Source organism: Parapedobacter sp. SGR-10 (assembly GCF_011030405.1).
In the GTDB taxonomy this organism is placed as follows: Bacteria; Bacteroidota; Bacteroidia; order Sphingobacteriales; family Sphingobacteriaceae; genus Sphingobacterium.
Genome location: NZ_JAAJTJ010000003.1, coordinates 176,632 through 195,813, shown reverse-complemented (window position 1 = coordinate 195,813; position 19,182 = coordinate 176,632). Strand labels below are relative to the sequence as shown.

Genomic DNA, 19,182 nt, shown 5'->3' with positions numbered 1-19,182 from the left:
GATAATTATTTATAAAATTCATTTTGCTCTATCTGTGGGTTTTGCCTGATGACATTCAGATTGATGGGCCAGACCAGATTATTGGGATCGGATATACCGTTTATCGGTTGCATGACCTCTATGGCTTTGCCTGTTCTTACCAAATCAAACCACCTCTTCCCTTCAAAGCAAAGTTCTTTCTGCCTTTCGGTCAAAATGACCTCTTGGGCCTCTTCCTCTGTATAGGCCTCGTACTCGGCCGCAGCTATAGCCGTCAAACCTGCTCTTTCCCTGATCTTATTGACCAGCAGAAAGGCCTGTGCCCGTTGATTTCGGGCATTTAAAGCTTCGGCTCTCAACAGCATAACATCGGACAGCCGATAGATCATCACATTCTTATCGTTTTGGGTAGACTGGTCAAACCCTGTCTTTGGAAAGAACTTGTAGATCTGGGTACTACTCCGAAAATTTGTCAACACCCTCAGATCGGTATCCAGAAAAGCCCCTGCAAGCTCATCCCTCGCGGCAAACTGCGCATTGATATTCCCATAAATCCCATAAATATTGGAAGTATTATTATCCTCAAAGCTGAATACGACTTCAAAAATAGACTCTTCGGAGAGCCCTTGGGTAAACATCAACGAATAAGGCGCATTATCTATCGAATTGCCCGAAACCCGGTAGTCTATATTGGGGTTGTACAATTCCGCCAGTTTATAGGTTGCATAGGCCGGTTCACCTGCGGCATTGATCAATCGTGCAGACGTAATGATCGCACTATCCGGCATATTTCGCCACATATAGAAATCGGTCTGCATAGCATCAATTGCCCCTCTGGTCAGCATCCCACGTGTTTCCATATTATTGGCATTGGTTGTCGGCAGCAATGCTCTTGCCCTGACAAGATCGGTAGAGATCTGCTGATAAATAATCTCTTTAGCGATACGTGGTGTTTTAAATACATTGAGGTCCGTTTCTTTTTCTACCGGTTCGATTATCAGAGGAACATCTCCCCATATTCTGACCAGATAGAAATAAGTCAGTGCTCTAAGACCCAGGGCTTGTCCGATCAGCTTATTGTAATCTGCATCACGTACATTTATGCCCCTCTCTCTCATTAAGGGAACCTTCTTGATCACTAGGTTCGCCTGCTTGATCACCGAATAGAAATTTCCCCAGTCGGAATAGGCCAGATTGCCATCGAGCGCATTCTGGATGACACTCAAGGTATTGTTGGACAAGGATCCTCCTCCAAACTTCACATTGTCCGAACGGGCTTCGCCGTAATAGATAAATTCTTGATTGATGGCTGTCTGCAATTGATAATAAGCGCCATACAGTACCGCATAGGCTTGTGACGTAGAAGCAAAATAATCCCTTGACGCATATTCCGTCGTAGGCGACAGATCGAGCATTTTTTCACACGATTGCATCGACGCGGACAAGGTCAGGCCGATAGTCAGAAATTTGATTTTATAGATTAGTTTTTTCATGATTACAGTCTGATATTCAATGATACATTATAAAACCTGGATTTTGGAAAGGAGCCGTTGTCGACACCAAAGGATAAATCTCCTCCTGTCGTCACCTCCGGATCATAGCCCGTATAAGCAGACCATGTCAACAGGTTCTGACCGCTAATGCCGATACTTGCCCCTTTCATGCCATAACGTTTTGTGATACCGGTCGGAATGGTATAATTCAAGCTTAGCGTCTGTAACCTTATGAACGATCCATCTTCCACAAAGCGTGAGGATATAGCATAGTTTTGCATGGGATCAGCACTGATCAGACGAGGAATATCTGTAACGTCTCCGGGTTTTTGCCACCTCCTTAATTGGTCCGTCGAATAGTTGGACCGAAACTCAAAACCGTCGTGCGACCTTCTGACTAGATTGAAGATATCGTTTCCGATCACGTAATTAAAGAAGATACTGAGCTTAAAACCTTTATAAGAAAAATTATTTTGAAATCCTCCAAAATACTTGGGAGTTGGGTTACCTATTATCTGCAAATCATCATCATTGATGATACCGTCTCCATTAATATCCTCATAGATGACATCTCCACCTTTATATATCTCACCGGTAAGCGATCCCTTGCGGTACGGTTGTACAGTACCATCTTCGTGAATGCGATAGACATTATCCTCATCTCTGGAGTAGACACCCAATGCCCTCAATCCATAAAATACCCCTACGGGCACTCCTATCCTGGCCAAACTTGTTTCGTTAGGCCGATAGTCTTCTCCTCCCGGCAAATCGGTGACCTTATTTCTGTTTAGGCCAAACGTAAATATACTGTTCCAAATGAAAGGCTTATTGATGATCGTACCATTCAGACTGAGATCGATTCCTCTATTCTGCAAATTGCCATAATTGTAAGGAACTGTTCGAAAGCCCGTATGATTGGGTATCTGTACATTAAACAGCAAATCGGAAGTGTTTTTCTGATAGAAGTCCAAAGATACACCGAACCTTCCCTTCAGAAAATCGAGGTCTGCCCCCACATCGATTTGCTTTGTCGTCTCCCATCGCAAAGTTGGGTTCTCAGGATAGCTTTGGACAATGGCCGTTTGTCCTAGATAAACACCTGCTTTCCGCAAAACACCCAAGGAGGCGTAATTGTCGATACCCTGATTACCAGTGACACCATAACTTGCCCGCAACTTTCCGTCGGTCAAAATAGCGTTTTTGAGAAACTTTTCTTTCGTAAAATTCCAACCCAGCGATACCGACGGAAAATAAGCGGCTCTGTTTTGTTCTGCAAATCTTGAAGATGCATCTCTCCTAAGTAATACGGCAAGTAAATACTTAGACTTGTAGTTATAATTTACCCGGGAGAAATAAGACAAAAGTCTCCGTTCGGATACCCCATGGCTAAAATTCGTAATATTTGCAGCTCCCGCCAGACTACTCACTATGTCATCTACAAAGTCTGTTCCTCTGAAAAAATAACCGTCTGTCTTAAAGTTTTGAAAAGATTGCCCAAGCAGCACATCCAGATTATGGTGCGCCGCTATTCTCTTTTTGTAGGTCAGCACATTTTCATTGATGAGCGAGTAAAAAGTCGTCGGGCGATAACTGGTATATACCCTTTTACCATCTACGGCATACAAGGAAGGCGTAAAATAATTGGTTTCTGTATTGCTGTAATCCAGCCCTACACTGGTTTTAAAATCCAGCCCCCTAATAATATGGAAAACCAATTGTTGCTTGGCCATCAACCGGGACCTTTTTATTTTGTTTTCCATATTGATGGCTTGGGAAAGGGGGCTTATCTTACTCTGCTCATAGAGATGTATCAAATCTCCGGTGATCGGGTCATAGGGACTATAGACCGGAATAGTCCGGAGGTATCTCAAAATAATACTGCTTTCTCCCCCTCCGGTATTCAGGCGATCATATGCAAAATTTGACAGGTTGAAATTTGTATATCCTTCTATGGATTTTGTAATCTTATAATTGATTCTCGCTGCACCGGTGACCTGTTTGTAATCTGTCTCCACAATGATAGGCTTGAGATCCTTATAGCTCGTGCTGATATAATAATTGATAGCCTTATCTTTAGAAGCTCCACTCACATTCAAATCGGCCTTATGCTGGAATGCATTGCGATACATGATATCTTGCCAGTTGTACGAGTCTCGGTAGAAGGGATGAAGAGAGTCTATAAGGGATTCTTGTTCTACCAGAGTCCCCGAATTAAAGATAGACTCTATATAAGCATCCCTAAACTGGGGGCCATTTAAAACACCAATTTTTCGAGAAATACCGACAAGACTTGAATTTAAGGAAAAATTGATGGTGGGGACAGGTGTACTTCCCGACTTTGTCGTGATGAGCACTACACCATTTGAAGCTCTCGAACCGTATATAGCTGCTGTGGCGGCATCCTTAAGCACTTCAATGGATTCGATATCGGTAGGATTGATATCGTTGAGCGGGCTAAATCCTGCCCCATCTTCTTCCGAATGAAAAGTTTCGTTATTGATCGGTATTCCATCGATAATAATCAAAGGAGAATTGTCTCCATTGATCGAGGACACGCCTCGCAAATTGAAAGTTGCACCGGAACCGGGTTCCCCAGACTCGGTTGTAATCTGTAAGCCTGCTATCTTGCCTTGCAAACTGGTATTCAATGATCCACCCGAAAACTCATCCATCTGATCGGCCTTAATGGAACTTACGGAGCCTGTCACTTCACTCCTTAGTTGGGTTCCGTATCCAACGACAACCACTTCGTCCATCCTGCGGTAGTCTTCTTGAAGTGTCACATGCACGATGTTGTTTGCCCCGACAGGTCGTTCTACCGTAACAAATCCTAAATGGGAAAAAACCAGAACAGACTGACTACTGGGAACGGTGATAGTATAGCCTCCGTCCACATTGGTACGTGCTACGGTTGGACTATTTTTTATGCCTACCGATACCCCGGACAATGCTTGCCCTTCGTTGTCCTTTACAGTACCCTTAACAACAATCGACTGTACCTGTGCAAAACCTATATTCTGAAAAAAAACAAACAAGCAAAAAACAATTTTACAAAAATGGACACGTGGTAGATTTTGATAAATTAAATACATACTTAGTGGTTGAGAGTTATACATAATGGCAATATAGCCCGGTTAGTCATGCATTTGTTGCACGATTCAAATATAGCATCCTTTTGTATGTACTGTTACGAGACATTTCGTGCATATATACAAGGCAAATGTTTCAAGGCCTACAAAGACGAGTTGCCCCCACATCAACACATGCTGAATCAAATCATAGGTATATTTGAAATAATAATCGGGTACAAATCGAAAAGATTGTAAATAACTTAGTACAATCGGCTTTTAGGCCAATAATAAACAACTAATTATGAAAAAGATATTTATTATTTTAGGTTTAATTGCGAATGGGCTCCTTTCCTTTTCGCAGACCAATCCGACTCCACAGCCATTGCCGTACAGTCAGAACTTTTCGGTATTAGACGGGTTGCCTGGAGCAGTGTACCCCGATGGTTTTCAGGGATGGAGAATTGTCGAAGCAGAGCCAAATCTCAGCGGGCGTGTCAACCCTCCTACAGCCAATGTCAATATGAAATCTTCCGGATCCAATGCCACTACAGCGGCAGGTGTGTATGACTTTACCGGGAAAATAGGACTGCTCTCCAGTACCTATAACGATCTGACGATTGCTCTTGCACTAAATACTTCTTCCGTAACGGCTCCCCAACAGGTGAGAATTACTTTTGATGCCATGACCATGCTGAATATTTATGATGGTACGATCAACAACTATCGCTTAGGGCTCGTATTCCAGTATCGGATCGGTACAAGCGGAAATTTCACTCCTACTGATGCCATTTTTGAAAGTGGCACTACGCCAAATGCAACTTCAGGTACAAATGGACAGGATATAACACCTTTTTCGATTCTACTGCCTGTCGAATGTTCGGGCCAACCCGTCGTGCAGGTGCGGTGGGTCTGCAAAAGGATTTCCGGAAACTCGGGGCAGAGACAATCTTTCGCTATAGACAACATAACGGCAGAAGGCGTGACAGTAGAAAACGGAACCTATCATGTTGATGCCGATGCTGGTGATGACAATAACGATGGACTCACGCCTGCCACAGCATGGCAAAGCCTAACTAAAGTAAACTCGGTGACTTTTTTACCCGGAGCAAAAATTCTCTTCAAAGCAGGCGGAATATGGAGTGGTCAGCTTTGGCCAAAAGGTTCGGGAATCCATGAAAGTCCCATTATTATAGATTCGTATGGTACGGGCCCCAAACCCATTATCAACGGTGACGGAATCATACAAGCTGGAGCCTTAAAATTATACAACCAATCCTTTTGGGAAATAAACAACCTTGAAATTACCAACGATGCCAGTGCTGACGCTGAAAGAAGGGGAATTGAAGTGATAGGAAACAATTTTGGACTGCTGGAGCACATTTATTTAAAAAACCTGACCGTACATGATATTCGAGGCACGGTAGGCAACGAAATGAGTGATAAAAGGTCAGCAGGAATCTATTTCACAGTCCAGAACGACAATACAGTCGACACCCGCTTTCATGATATCCGGGTAGAAGATTGTCTTATCTACAACTGCCAGAACCAAGGCATTGTCACCAGTCACGAAATTTCCGTCTCTGACTACCCCAAAACGCCAAACTGGGAACGTAGAAAAATAACCAATCTGCTTATAAAAAATAATACCATTCACCATATTTCCAAAAATGCAATGATCATCCGTTTAGCGGACGGCGGGCTTGTAGAAAGAAATCTATGCTATGAGACAGCGACCGGAACTACCGGCAACACAATATTTTCCAGAAGCTCGATCAATACAGTTTTTCAATACAACGAAGGGTATCTCAATCGATCGCCGGACTATGATGGCAGTTTATATGATCCCGATTTAAATAGTCCCGGTACCATTTGGCAATATAGTTATAGCCACGACAATGCACACGGACTTTTTTGGTTATGCAGCTCATTGCAGGATACGGGCATTGTCTGTCGTTATAATATAAGTCAGAATGACAAAGGAAGCCTCGTGTTCATGAACTTCGACGTGACAGATGTCAACGTGTACAATAACACGTTTTATATAGGTACCGGACTGAGCCCTACCATAGTGCACGAAAATCCCAACCGTAGCCATACCTATGCTTATCACAACAATATTGTGTACAATGCAAACACTACCCCAACTCCTGCAAAATTCAGTCTGGCAACTACCGGAACCGGTGTTCAAAACAGAACAATAACTGACAATATCTTTTATAATACAACCCAGCCTGCACAAATAGATTTCATCACACAAAATCTCACTTCCGATCCTCTATTCATAAACCCCGGATCTGGGGGCATAGGGCTGAATACTGTGGGCGGCTATAAACTACAGCCTGGGTCTCCGGCATTAAATTCGGGCAAGATAATAGCCGACAACGGAGGCAAGGATTATTTCGGAATTGCAGTTTCTGCTACTGCTCAGCCTAACCGCGGTTTCTACAACGGTCCGGGAACAACTATTGCCGAAGCAGATCCGGATTTCCATATTTACCTGCTCACAGGGCAATCAAATATGGTGGGCTCAGGCCCTTTAGCAACGAGCGTAGACAGCACTTCACCACAGATTAAAATGATGACGGAAAATTTTGAATGGGTGGAGGCTTCACATCCTATTTCCTATTTACCAAACGCGGGTGTGGGTCCGGGATTAGGCTTCGCAACAAAAATGTTGGAAAGTGCAGGCACCAATGTACGGATCGGGATTATCAATACCGCTGTAGGAGGCCAACCGATCAGTGCTTTCGCACCTGGAGCACCAAACAGCAGGACAAGCTCAAGTATTTATGATGAATCCGTAAATCGGGTAAATATTGCAAGAACCCAAGGTGTATTGAAAGGGGTTTTGTTTCACCAAGGAGAATCCAACAGCGGCGACAATTATTCGAGTTGGACAAATAGAGTAAAAGAATTGATAGAAAATCTTAGAAATGACTTTAATGATCCTACATTACCCTTTATAGTCGGCGAATTGGGTCACTTTCGTGCAACTTCTCCCAATATCAACAACCAATTGCCACAACTCGTATCAGAGGTACCCTATACTGCATGGGTATCTGCCGAGGGATTGACAGATAAAGGAGATGGTATACATTTCGATAGCCCTTCGGCGTCAGAATTGGGCGTAAGGTATGCTTTGGCACTACTTGGCAATGAGGACCTTGAAAGTACTGTGCCGGACACAACAACAAATTCGAGCACAGCATTACCTGCCCATAACCTCGATATACGTGTATCATCTGTCGTATCGCCAAATGGTGATGGTATAAACGATTTCCTCAGTATTGAGGGAATAGAGAAGTATTCGGACAACCGGGTCATCATCTTCAATAGTAAAGGAAATATCTTAAAGGAAATCAATGGGTATGACAACAATCAGCGTGTATTTACGGCCACAAATATTCAGAATGGCACGTACTTCTACCGTCTTGTTGTGACGGCCGAAGGAAAACGACAACTTCTGCAAGGCTTCTTTGAGGTAAGGAAATAGTAAAAAATGTAGAGACACTGTACATACAGTGTCTCTACAATAAAGCAAAGCACGAGATATCCTTATATTCGTCTAGCTCCGCTTAGCATGAGCATATTCTTTAGGTGTTTTGCCAAATCGCTCCTTGAAGCACTTTCTGAAATAATCAACATCTGTAAACCCTACGATATAAGCGATCTCATTGATATTGAACTGGTTTTGTTCCAAAAGCTGTGCTGCTCTTTTTAATCGGATACTCCGAATAAATTCAATAACCGTCTGATTCGTCAATGCTTTGATTTTTCGGTACAGTGTAACCCGGCTCATGCCGATTTCTTTCCCAATCTCTTCTACATTGAGGCTTGGTTCATCAAGGTTTTCCTCAATATAAGACATTACTCTTTCCAGAAATTTGACGTCCGGAGAGGTGATCGCTATATTCTTGGGTTCAAGGGTGATATTTTCTTTATACCGGTCTCTTAATCTTTTTCTGGCTTCCAACAGATTCCATACCCGCGCTTCCAGCAATCTTAGATTGAAAGGTTTGGTCATATAATCGTCGGCTCCCGTTTCTATACCCTCTATTTTATACAAAAGTGGTGTACGGGCTGTCAGCAAAATAAGGGGGATATGACTGGTCCTGGAATCGGTTTTTATGTGCTGACAAAGTTCTATGCCACTCATTTCGGGCATCATCACATCGCTGATGATAATATCGGGAGAAACATCCAAAGCAATACGAAGCCCTTCTTTACCATTATTTGCGGTCTTGACATCAAAAAATTCTTCAAAATGGTCGGCTATAAACTGTTGTACATCGAGATTGTCCTCTACGAGCAGCATAATATTTTTTTCGTCAGCAGCGTCTTCTAGGATCAGCTGTTTTCTTTGTTCATGCAGAGCTGAAGAATGGATATATTCCGTTGTGGCAACTCCTCCTTCATTTGTATCACCGTCTTGAAATTCATGGATGAGATCTCCTTCTTGAAAATGTTCCTTACCCGCAGACAACTCTATGGTAAAGCAGGTGTATCCTTTGGAATCCGGGGTTTGCTGTGTGCTTTCTGCATATAGCTGACCATGGTGCAGCTCTACCAATGCCTTGGAAAAGGTGAGACCTATACCCGAGCCGTAACCGTTCGTATTATACTCGTTATAATGTGCGTACTGCTCAAAGATTTTATCGATGCGATCCTCCGGTATCCCTATACCGTCGTCGATAATCTTGATCGTTATCCATTCTTTTAGGTCTTTTTGTACCGAATCGATACGCAGGACAATATGACCACCTTCAGCAGTAAACTTCAAAGCATTCGAGATGAGATTATAAAGTACCTTTTCTATCTTATCGGTATCAATCCAGGCATTTATTTCAGATTGCTGAGCCTGAATATCTATTTTTATACCCTTATCCCGGGCATAAGGCTTAAAAATCAGTACAATCTCTTTACAGAATTCTACTATATTTTCCGAGGAGACCTGCAATGCCATATTGCCGGCCTCAAACTTTCGAAAATCGAGCAATTGATAGACCAGACGAAGGAGACGATCACCGTTTCGTTTTATCAGCATGAGCTGATTTAAAATCTTATTGTTCCCTTCATTAAGATTAATCAACTTTTCCAGCGGAGTTAGGATAAGTGTCAATGGGGTTTTGATCTCATGGGAGATATTTGTAAAAAAATTGAGCTTCTGCTCGGCAAGTTCCTGCTCTTTTTCACGACTCAAATGTTCGTAAAAAAGCTCGTTCTTTAGCTTTGCGTTGCGAAGAGAGTAAGAATAAAACAGATACAACAATCCAGAGATAAAAGCTATATACAACAGGTACGCCCACCAGGTTTTCCACCAAGGCGGCAATACGATGATCTTTACCTCTTTTATCTTGTCGCTCCAAATGCCATCGTTATTTGTGGCCTTTACCCTCAGTATATATTCTCCTGCATCGAGATTGGTAAAAGTGGCTGTTCGTTGATTGCCCACATAGTGCCAGTCATCGTCGTTTGAAAAATTTTCCAACCTGTAGGCATACTGTGTCTTTCCTGGATTAAGGAAATTTAATGCCGCAAATTTGATCGTAATAAAAGCCTGGTCATAGCTGAGGACAATTTTCTTCGTTTCATTGATAGTTTGCTGTAGAGGCGAGTTTTCATGACTAAAGTTTGCAGGTCTGTTGCGGATGAGAAAATCTGTAAAGACGATATCCGGATCGTTTTTATCCTCCTTGATCCGGGAAGGGTTAAAATATATAATGCCATTGATCCCTCCAAAATAAAGTGTGCCATGAGCATCTTTAAAGCTTGCATTGGAGGAAAACTGGCTGCTGTGCAAGCCGTCTTCATAGGTATAGTTGCTTATAGAAAAATCACCCGTGCGCAATGGAACAGTCCCTTGCTCTTTGATAGAAATCCTGGAAATGCCCTTATTGGTACTCACCCACAAGATGCCTTCATCGTCTTCTTCTATGGCATGGATCACATTATTTCCGAGCCCCTGCTCTTCGGTAAGTGCATAAAACTTCTTCGTCTTTCGGTCCAATAAATTCAAGCCGCCACCCTTTGTACCTACCCATATTCTTCCCTTACGATCAATGCACACCGATAAAATGTTGTTGCTGTTTAAACTATATTCCTCATGGGGCCGATAAAGAAACTGGGTAAACGCTTTTCCGTCAAAATAATTCAACCCCCGCTCCGTACCGATCCACAGATTGTCGGATTCGTCTTTTACGATAGCTGTAATATTATTACCACTGATGCTCTTGGGATTTCCGGTCTGGTTTCTGAAGATTTTTTGTTTTCCGTTTTGATCGATACAAATTAATCCTTGACTGTTTGTACCCAGCCACAGTCCCTTTGTATTCCTGATGATAGCCTGTACACCTCTTGTGCTGTTTATGGGGTAATCTCTGATGGTACGGGTCTGCTTGTTCATCAACAGCAACCCACTATAGGTACCGATCCATAAAGAGTCGCCGTCCGGATATAAAGCCTTAATCGTATTGTTGAAGATGCTAAGGTTGCTTCCGGGCAAATCGAAGCTTGTGAATGAGGAGATATCCTGCGTGACAAAGTTCAGCCCCCCTCCTTCCGTGCCCGCCCAAAAACCTCCATCTTTTTCACTGGCAAGTGCACCTATAACCCGATAGCTTAAACCAGGGTTATTCCCCATATACTCACCGATAAAAGAAAATCTTTCATGCGGATTGACCAGATTCAAACCTCCCGTAAAAGTTCCGATCCAGATATTGCCCGATTTGTCCTTTATGATGGACCGCACCGAATTGTGGCTTAAGGATCGGGGATCATATTTATCGTTATTGTAATTCCTGAATTTTCCATTCCGCCTATTGAATATACTCAGTCCATCTCTGGTACCCACAAAAACCTCGTTGTCATTGACAAAAGATACAATTCTTACAATGTTGGAAGGTAGACTGTTCGTATTTGCCTCCTTACGATAATTGGTCAACTTGTTTTTGCCCGTATTGTACACAAATAGTCCTTCGTTTGTAGAAGCTATCCATGTGTTGCCCAAAGAATCGGAAGCAATATACCTCGCTATAGACCTGTTCAGCGCCAGATCCTTTTCAAGAACAGACGGTAGGGAAAGATATTTTTTTGAACCGGGGTCGAACCGCTTTAAATCTCTCAATCCACATACCCACAACATATTATCTGCACCTTCACCGATGTGATAGATTTTATTAAATTCCAAAGAATCTTTGTCCTGATAAAATTGATAAAGCTCAAATGATTGTGAGGTACGGTCGTAACGTTTGAGTCCCTCAAAAGTTCCGATCCAGATGTTATTCTTAGAGTCTTTAAAGATAGAAGATATATAATCGGTTTTTCGGGTATCGCTACGTGTAGATAGTAAATCAAAAGTTTCTGTATTCCGGTCAAAAATATTAAGCCCTGCGGATGTGCCGACCCAGATCTTTCCGTCGGTATCTTCCATCAACGCATTTATATGATTACTGCTGATACTTTTAGGGTGGTCATTCTCATGTCTGTAATTGATAAATTCATAACCATCAAATCTGTTAAGGCCATCCTCCGTACCCACCCAGACAAAACCTTCCCGATCCTGCATCAGACATAAAACAGTGTTTTGAGATAATCCTTCGGTGATCGTATAATGCTTAAAGTTTATATGCTGACCATATGCAAACCCAAGCGTGAGCATCGATAGGATAAGGAGGCAACAATACCAGACTACTTTTCTCATCAAGATTATGATTTTTTGTGCATAAGCCACTGAAGGTTCTAAAAAGCTTAAATATCCTGTTCATTCAGCAGTGGTCGGACACAGTTCTGTTCAGAACGCCGTAAAGTCAAAACATACCGATCAGAAGAATTTGAACCTTTCAAGACCACTCCGGGGAATTAAATATAATCTAAATATCACAATGAGCAAAATGTTTTCCAACTAATTTATTGCATGTCCGATGTTAAAAACTAAAGGTATTTGACAGATCGGTCTTACAGTATCACAATTAGAATACGGCTAATGGTCATTATTATTTATTGAGATTATCGAAATAGTTGATCAATTGGAAATAGTTCTGGTTCAATTCTTTCATCTTGTCCGCAAGCGGTCGATAGAGGTTGTAATCGTTGTCAACGATCCCTTTATTGGCATCCTGATTGGATAGTTCTGCTTTGGTGTTGGTGGGGTCGTTGTCCTGATATTTAAACCAATGCCACCCGACACAGGTTTTTGATTCAAGCAACGCAAGACAGTAGTTCTGGTAAAACTTGCCCCTATCCTCCTGCGTCTTGACCTGCCATCCTGCACCCGAGATATTGGGCAGGCCAGAATCCATACCCTTTGTGTAGTATTCGGTAATGATAAACGGCTTGCCCGACCATTTTTCCCAATTGGCCATCAGCTTTTTGTTGGGAGTCCATACGCCATAATAGTTTATAGAGATAAGATCGACATATTTGCCCGCAGCTTTCATAAATTCAGGGACATTTTTTTCGCTGCTATAGAGCCTGCTGCCTAGATAAAGATGATTGGGGTCGTACTTTTTGATCGCTTTGGCCACAATAGAAAAATACCTTTCGGCAGCAAAAGCAAGAAATTCAGCTCTTTCCTTGTCGGTGATCTGCTCGGGGGAAATGCCCTTTTCATCCAGCCATTTCTTTGCGGCCATATATCCGGGATCATCTTTCTGCAATTTAAGATAGTTTTCCAGGTTTTTCAGGCTGAAAGGCATTTCATTGTCCGAGAAATAACCAAACAGATTGGGATCGTCTTTATATTGCGCAAGCTGCTTGGCATGTTCGTCACAAAATTTTTCAAATTCGGGATCGAATACAAAGATAACATTGCCCGGATAGCCCGTATGTCCCGGCACACTATATGTTCCCCCACGTTTCTTTCCATAGGAAGACATAAAATTCCAGTTTATGGTGTACGACAACGGCTTATCGGACTGCGCATTTGCCTTAATGATCGAAGTGTAGGTAGACCACGAACCTGTTCCATTGAAGCCCACCCCCTGCAATTCGGCCTTTGTCTTCTGTATCCAATCGGTATTATTGGCAAACTTTTGTGCATAGGCTGCCTTATTACGCGCAGATTTTCCGGTATTGACACTGTTCATCGCAATATTTATACCTGCGCAACCTTCGGGGTCAATAACCCACCAACGATCGTTTATTTTTTCTACCCTAAAGAATCCGGTAGCTTTGGACCGTATATCTTTTACCGACCCATATTTGTTGTGCTCGACAGCAACAGGTTTAAAATCCTTGATATTGGCGACCAGTCGTGTTTCAAAAGGTTTCCAATCCGAAAATTTAGGGCTTCCCGAAGCATCACGGCTACGTGTTTTGGCTTCTACCGTCACGGATTCGTAATTTCCACTCTGTTGCGCCTGTACAGGAGCCATCCAAGTCATACACAAAGCAATAACGGGTATAAATAATTTGTTCATCTGTAGTTTTTTAGTTTTTTTTAATTGTCGTCAGTCCGCTATCTCATCCCGCACAAAATACCGACAAACATCATAACTGGTATTTAGCACTAAGATAAGAAGTAGACAAGATATAAATACATGTCACATGATATAGGTTTGCATGTCAAATTTGACAATTTAGTGTGTTGCAAAAAAAACATCGTCAACTATTTCAGCAAGAATGAACAACCCTATACCAACATGGCAAAAACGTTATGGTTGGCACTTACAGCAATCCACAAAAATCCAAGACCAATCCAACAGGTAAAATTAGCCAAAATGCCATGTGTCCGAAACTACAGGAAGCTCTACATTAGCATTACGCATTTGTACAGGATACATGCCAATTTTATAAACAGTATTAAGGGTATAAAAACCCTTCCCAAAATTTTAGATAACTTTAGACATTGCACACAATGAACAACAAAGTATTTTTACTGGCAGCATTGCTATTAAACAGTTTTCTGTTGTCAGCACAAAAGGTGGATACTGATTTCCATATCTACCTTTTGATGGGACAGTCTAATATGGCAGGCCGGGGAAAGATAACAGCAGAGTTCAGAAACATGCAACATGAGCATCTGGTCATGCTTGACTCCAATTATAAATGGGTAGCAGCCAAACATCCCGTTCATTTTGACAAACCCAAAGTTGCGGGCGTGGGCCCCGGGTTGTCGTTCGGCATCACGATGGCAGAAGCCTACCCCGACGTTAAGATCGGTTTGGTTCCCTGTGCCGTAGGAGGAACGTCCATTCAGAAGTGGGTTCCGGGAGGCTATGACAAAACCACAAACACCCACCCTTATGACGATGCCGTCCAACGAATCGAAGAAGCGATGAAATATGGCGTGATAAAGGGTGTCATATGGCATCAGGGAGAAGCCAACAGCGGCGGAGAAAGCTCAAAAACATATATTGCCAAGTTAACCGAACTGATCGACCGAGTGAGGACATTGGTAGGCAATCCCGATCTTCCTTTTGTTGCCGGTGAACTGGGCGATTTCAAGCCACATTACCAAAATATCAACGATGTCCTAAAAGAATTGCCACAAAAAGTATCCCACACAGCAGTAGCGACGTCCGAAGGGTTGAAAGATAAGGGAGATGTCACCCATTTTGACGGTCCTTCTGCCGACGAATTGGGAAAACGCTTTGCCGCAAAAATGATAGAACTACAATCGATACAAAACACAAATACATCCAAAAAATGAAAGTAAAGATATTGACCGCTATTTTTCTCCTGTTCCTTTCTGTACACACGACAGAAGCAAAAGTCGTATTGCCTGCTGTATTGAGCGACAATATGGTCTTACAGCAAAATACGGAAGTAAAGCTCTGGGGTACAGCAGACAAGAATAAAACTGTTGAAGTAACAGTTTCGTGGAATGCGGACAAATATACCACAAAAGCGGATGCTCACGGAAAGTGGCTGCTGAAGATAAAGACACCAACAGCAGGTGGGCCACATACCCTTACCTTTAGTGACGGAAGCGGAAGCCTCACCTTGAATAATGTGATGACCGGTGAAGTCTGGTTGTGCAGCGGCCAGTCCAATATGGCGATGCCGATGAGGGGTTACCCGTCACAACCCATCCTCCACTCGAATGAGATGCTCCTGCAGGCAGACAATCCCAATCTCAGATTGTTAAAAGTAGGAATGAATTACTCCTTGACACCACAGGAAGATGTGAAAGGAGAATGGAAAGTAAGTGCGCCTGAGTCTGCACGGGAATTCAGTGCAGTCGCCTATCAATTTGGTGAGATGTTGCAAAAGCAGTTGAATGTGCCTGTCGGAATCATCGTTTCGTCTGTAGGTGGTACCCGAATAGAAAGCTGGATGGACAGGGATATACTAAAGGCATTCCCCCATGTCAAGATTCCCGAAAGTCTGGAAGGTGTAAAGACAAACTTTAAAGAACCTACCGTACTGTTTAACGGTATGATCTATCCATTGGCCAATTTCAGTATCAAAGGCTGGCTATGGTACCAAGGCGAATCCAACCGCAGTAACGCCGAGATCTACACCAAACTTTTCCCGGCTATGGTAGCCGATTGGCGCAAACACTGGGGAGCCGGAGAGCTTCCATTCTATTATACTGAAATTGCACCTTATGGTAAAGCAGAAGAAGGAACGGGCGTAAAAATGCGCTATATACAACTACAGGCCATGAAAGATATACCCAATAGCGGTATGGCCGCAATCACTGATGTGGGGATGGCCGATTATATCCATCCTATGGACAAAACTGCGGTAGCCAGACGACTTGGGTATTGGGCATTGGGCAATACTTACGGAATAAAAGGAATCACCTACCGCTCTCCAATATACAAATCGCATAAGACAGAGGGAAATAAGATCATCGTAAGCTTCGAAAATTTTGCAAACGGCATCACCTCTTATGGAAAAGAAATTACATTGTTTGAGGTTGCCGGCAGTGATGGACAGTTCTATCCGGCCAAAGCGCAGATCAGCAAGGCAGGAGATATAGAAGCACAGGCCAAAGAGGTCACAGCCCCTGTGTCGGTACGTTACGCCTGGAAAGATTGGGTAGTTGGCGAAGTATATAATACAGATGGCCTGCCCATGCCTTCGTTTACGACGGTGGAATAAAGAAACTGGGATCAGAGCGAAATATAAAAACTTTAAAAACAATGCTATTACGTAACTTTTATATTTTCTTAGTGTGGTGTACGCTATCCATGCCGGAGATTGTACATGCCAAGCAAACGGACTTTACTATCCCCTTACATGGAGAGGTGAAGATATACACCTCTGCACAGGAAGGCGAACCCCTGTACAAAGCTGTGACAGCCCTAAAGAGAGATATACAGAAAGTCACGGGCAGTACAGCGGCAATCCACAACCTGTCAGCCATGACATCTCCCGGAATTGTTATCCTCAATTCTGAAAAAGACGATTTATTGCCTACGCTGAAAGGATGGGAAGCCCACCACATCTATTTCTCACGCATCAATACACAACAGCAGCTGATTTTGCAGGGAGCAGATACACGCGGTGCCATTTATGCCATATATGAGTTTAGCGAGAAGGTATTGGGCGTACCTCCCTTATGGTATTTCATAAACTGGAAACCCGAAGTGCAGAAAACAATCACCGTGCCTGCCTCGCTCGATATACAGATCAATGAGCCTACGGTAAAATACAGGGCTTGGTTTCCGAATGATATGGATATGTTCAGCCCTTGGCGCCGTTTGAATAAAGAGAACAACGAGCTATGGTTGGAGACAGCTTTAAGACATAAAATAAATACCATTGAATACTACGAAAAAGGCACATATAGTGAGAAAACGGCCTATAGGCTAAGTTCTAATTTCAGAACAATAAGCTCGTATGGTTTGGTGATCACCACACACCATCACAGTCCACTGAATGCGACATTCAGAGCTTGGGATGACTTTTGGAAAGGCATTAAGAAAGTCGACATTGTTCCGGAGCTCTCTTTGGCAAATGAAGATAAAATAGAAGAATTCTGGCGCTATCACATCGAAACGCTACACCGTGCCAATGTAGAGATGATATGGGTCATAGGTTTTAGGGCAGCAGGAGATCACCCTTTTTGGAAAACGTTCAAAGATGCACCCGGCTCGATGAAGGAACGCGGTGCCGTCATCAGCAAAATGATAAAAAAGCAACGCGATCTGGTCTTGGAGATTACCGGAAATCCAAAAGTGCAGTTCAGAAGCATATTCTACAACGAGCTTTCTGACCTAATGGCCGATGGATACATAACGCTACCCGACGATCCTAACCTGATATGGAACTATGTTGCCTCACGTCGTGACCATTTTCCCAATATGGACGTACAGCGGCTGAACAAAACAGATAATAATCTGGGGTATTATTTCAATTATCAGTTTACGTCTACCGGTTCACATCTGGCTGCCGGTGAGGGCCCCTGGAAAATGGAAGACAACTATCGCTACCTGGCACAGAAAAGCACAAAACCCCTTCTGTTCTCGGTCGTCAATGCAGGAAATCTACGCGAGTTTGTGATGGAACTGGCTGCCAATGCCAAAATGATGTGGAATTTCAACACCTATCGGACAGATGCGTTTCTGGCAGATTTTTGCAGGCAATATTATGGCGCAGACAAGGCAGACCGTATCAGCAGATTGTACCGCAGCTATTACAATGCCTACTGGTATCCACGCCACGCCGACCTGCAGGGGATCGACCGTCAATATATCTTTCAGGATCTGCGCTACTGGCGGGCAATAGAGGGTATCGCCAAAGCCATGAAAGGCACATATGATCCTAACCCACTAAAAGAGATGGGTGGCGAACAGGTACAAAACCGTACCTACCAGATTGTTCCGGCAGATAACGGGGCAGCAAACCAAGTAGATGCCATCATCAACGGCACAGCCACTGCATCCACCGCTTTCAGAAAGGTAACACAGGAATGTGACGAAGTGTTCAATGCGTTAAACGGTACCTCAAAAGATTTTTTTGACACCAACCTTAGAGGCCCTGCATATTTCATGTACCACCTCAATACGACTTTATGGAACCTCGCCCAAGCTTATAAAGAGGGCAGCACAGATAAAAACAGACGATCGGCTCTTGTAAAACAAGCTGTACACGAACTGGAACAGGCACAAAAAGCATTGCACGGCACGCAGTATCCTCCATTCGAAAGCTGGTACAGTAACAATACGATCTTCAATCTTGAAAAAACAATGAATTCACTCCAATCACTAAACAAATAAAAAATAAAAAATTATGAGAAAGTTAGTAAGCATAGTATTTACGGCAGTATTATGGATGACAACGCAAGGATTTGCACAAGAGAAAGGTAAACGTATAGAAGCAGAAAGCTTTAGTACAATACACCGGGCTACGACCAAAGAGGTAAAAACAGGAACCGTGGTCAACAAGTTTGACAAAGGTGCCTGGATAAAATTTGACAACCTGGATTTTGGCAAGGGAACGGAGCAGCTCAAATTCAAGGTAAGCAGCGGATCAGAAAATAGTCCACAACTGGAAGTAAGATTGGGCGACCACAAAGGTAAGTTGCTTGGCACCCTAAAAGTAGAATCCAAAAACTGGGGGAAATATGTCGAGCAGAGCTTGACCATACCACAAACAAAAGGCAAACAAACCATCACCATAGTATCTACTGCAGGTGGCGTATTATTGGATTGGTTTGAGCTGATGGATTAGTCTCCCCTCTCCGACTG

At 43.0% G+C, this 19,182-nt stretch carries 9 protein-coding genes; 5 read left to right on the top strand and 4 right to left on the bottom strand.

From position 1 onward, the window contains the following. Nucleotides 1–5: 5 nt before the first annotated feature. Together G5B00_RS04880 and G5B00_RS04875 are read right to left on the bottom strand one after the other, a co-directional pair. A complete protein-coding gene (locus G5B00_RS04880; protein WP_163872129.1) occupies nt 6–1,472 on the bottom strand; it encodes a RagB/SusD family nutrient uptake outer membrane protein in 1,467 nt (488 codons plus the stop codon). A gap of 2 nt (nt 1,473–1,474) precedes the next feature. Continuing rightward, nucleotides 1,475–4,507, bottom strand: coding sequence for a SusC/RagA family TonB-linked outer membrane protein (locus G5B00_RS04875; RefSeq protein WP_163872128.1), 3,033 nt, complete (start codon nt 4,505–4,507; stop codon nt 1,475–1,477). A 337-nt stretch (nt 4,508–4,844) separates the two neighbouring features. Between G5B00_RS04875 and G5B00_RS04870 the strand changes: the two genes are divergently transcribed. After that, nucleotides 4,845–8,036, top strand: a complete 3,192-nt coding sequence (locus G5B00_RS04870) for a sialate O-acetylesterase (RefSeq protein WP_163872127.1) — start codon at nt 4,845–4,847, stop codon at nt 8,034–8,036. 72 nt (nt 8,037–8,108) lie between these two features. On the opposite strand, the gene G5B00_RS04865 is transcribed toward G5B00_RS04870, so the two are convergent. Next, on the bottom strand, nt 8,109–12,242 hold the full coding sequence (locus tag G5B00_RS04865) for a hybrid sensor histidine kinase/response regulator transcription factor (protein WP_163872126.1): 4,134 nt from the start codon (nt 12,240–12,242) through the stop codon (nt 8,109–8,111). A gap of 292 nt (nt 12,243–12,534) precedes the next feature. Then, complete coding sequence (locus G5B00_RS04860; RefSeq protein WP_163872125.1) at nt 12,535–13,959, bottom strand: agarase; 1,425 nt, start codon at nt 13,957–13,959, stop codon at nt 12,535–12,537. A 437-nt stretch (nt 13,960–14,396) separates the two neighbouring features. Between G5B00_RS04860 and G5B00_RS04855 the strand changes: the two genes are divergently transcribed. The 4 genes from G5B00_RS04855 to G5B00_RS04840 are packed head-to-tail and all read left to right on the top strand — an operon-like array spanning nt 14,397 to nt 19,165. Then, nucleotides 14,397–15,191 (top strand): sialate O-acetylesterase, encoded by a 795-nt coding sequence (locus G5B00_RS04855; protein WP_163872124.1) that lies wholly within the window; start codon nt 14,397–14,399, stop codon nt 15,189–15,191. Next, the gene (locus G5B00_RS04850; RefSeq protein WP_163872123.1) at nt 15,188–16,591 is read left to right on the top strand and encodes a sialate O-acetylesterase; all 1,404 of its coding nucleotides are present in this window, start codon (nt 15,188–15,190) and stop codon (nt 16,589–16,591) included. The genes G5B00_RS04855 and G5B00_RS04850 overlap by 4 nt, the downstream gene beginning before the upstream one ends. 41 nt (nt 16,592–16,632) lie before the next feature. Further along, nucleotides 16,633–18,711 (top strand): glycosyl hydrolase 115 family protein, encoded by a 2,079-nt coding sequence (locus G5B00_RS04845; protein WP_163872122.1) that lies wholly within the window; start codon nt 16,633–16,635, stop codon nt 18,709–18,711. A gap of 13 nt (nt 18,712–18,724) precedes the next feature. Continuing rightward, complete coding sequence (locus G5B00_RS04840; RefSeq protein ID WP_163872121.1) at nt 18,725–19,165, top strand: carbohydrate-binding protein; 441 nt, start codon at nt 18,725–18,727, stop codon at nt 19,163–19,165. Nucleotides 19,166–19,182 lie beyond the last annotated feature (17 nt).

Coding starts and splice junctions, on each gene's coding strand:
- G5B00_RS04855 (WP_163872124.1), top strand. CDS start 14,397: ATGAACAACAAAGTATTTTTACTGGCAGCATTGCTATTAAACAGTTTT.
- G5B00_RS04880 (WP_163872129.1), bottom strand. CDS start 1,472: ATGAAAAAACTAATCTATAAAATCAAATTTCTGACTATCGGCCTGACC.
- G5B00_RS04850 (WP_163872123.1), top strand. CDS start 15,188: ATGAAAGTAAAGATATTGACCGCTATTTTTCTCCTGTTCCTTTCTGTA.
- G5B00_RS04870 (WP_163872127.1), top strand. CDS start 4,845: ATGAAAAAGATATTTATTATTTTAGGTTTAATTGCGAATGGGCTCCTT.
- G5B00_RS04845 (WP_163872122.1), top strand. CDS start 16,633: ATGCTATTACGTAACTTTTATATTTTCTTAGTGTGGTGTACGCTATCC.
- G5B00_RS04860 (WP_163872125.1), bottom strand. CDS start 13,959: ATGAACAAATTATTTATACCCGTTATTGCTTTGTGTATGACTTGGATG.
- G5B00_RS04840 (WP_163872121.1), top strand. CDS start 18,725: ATGAGAAAGTTAGTAAGCATAGTATTTACGGCAGTATTATGGATGACA.
- G5B00_RS04865 (WP_163872126.1), bottom strand. CDS start 12,242: ATGAGAAAAGTAGTCTGGTATTGTTGCCTCCTTATCCTATCGATGCTC.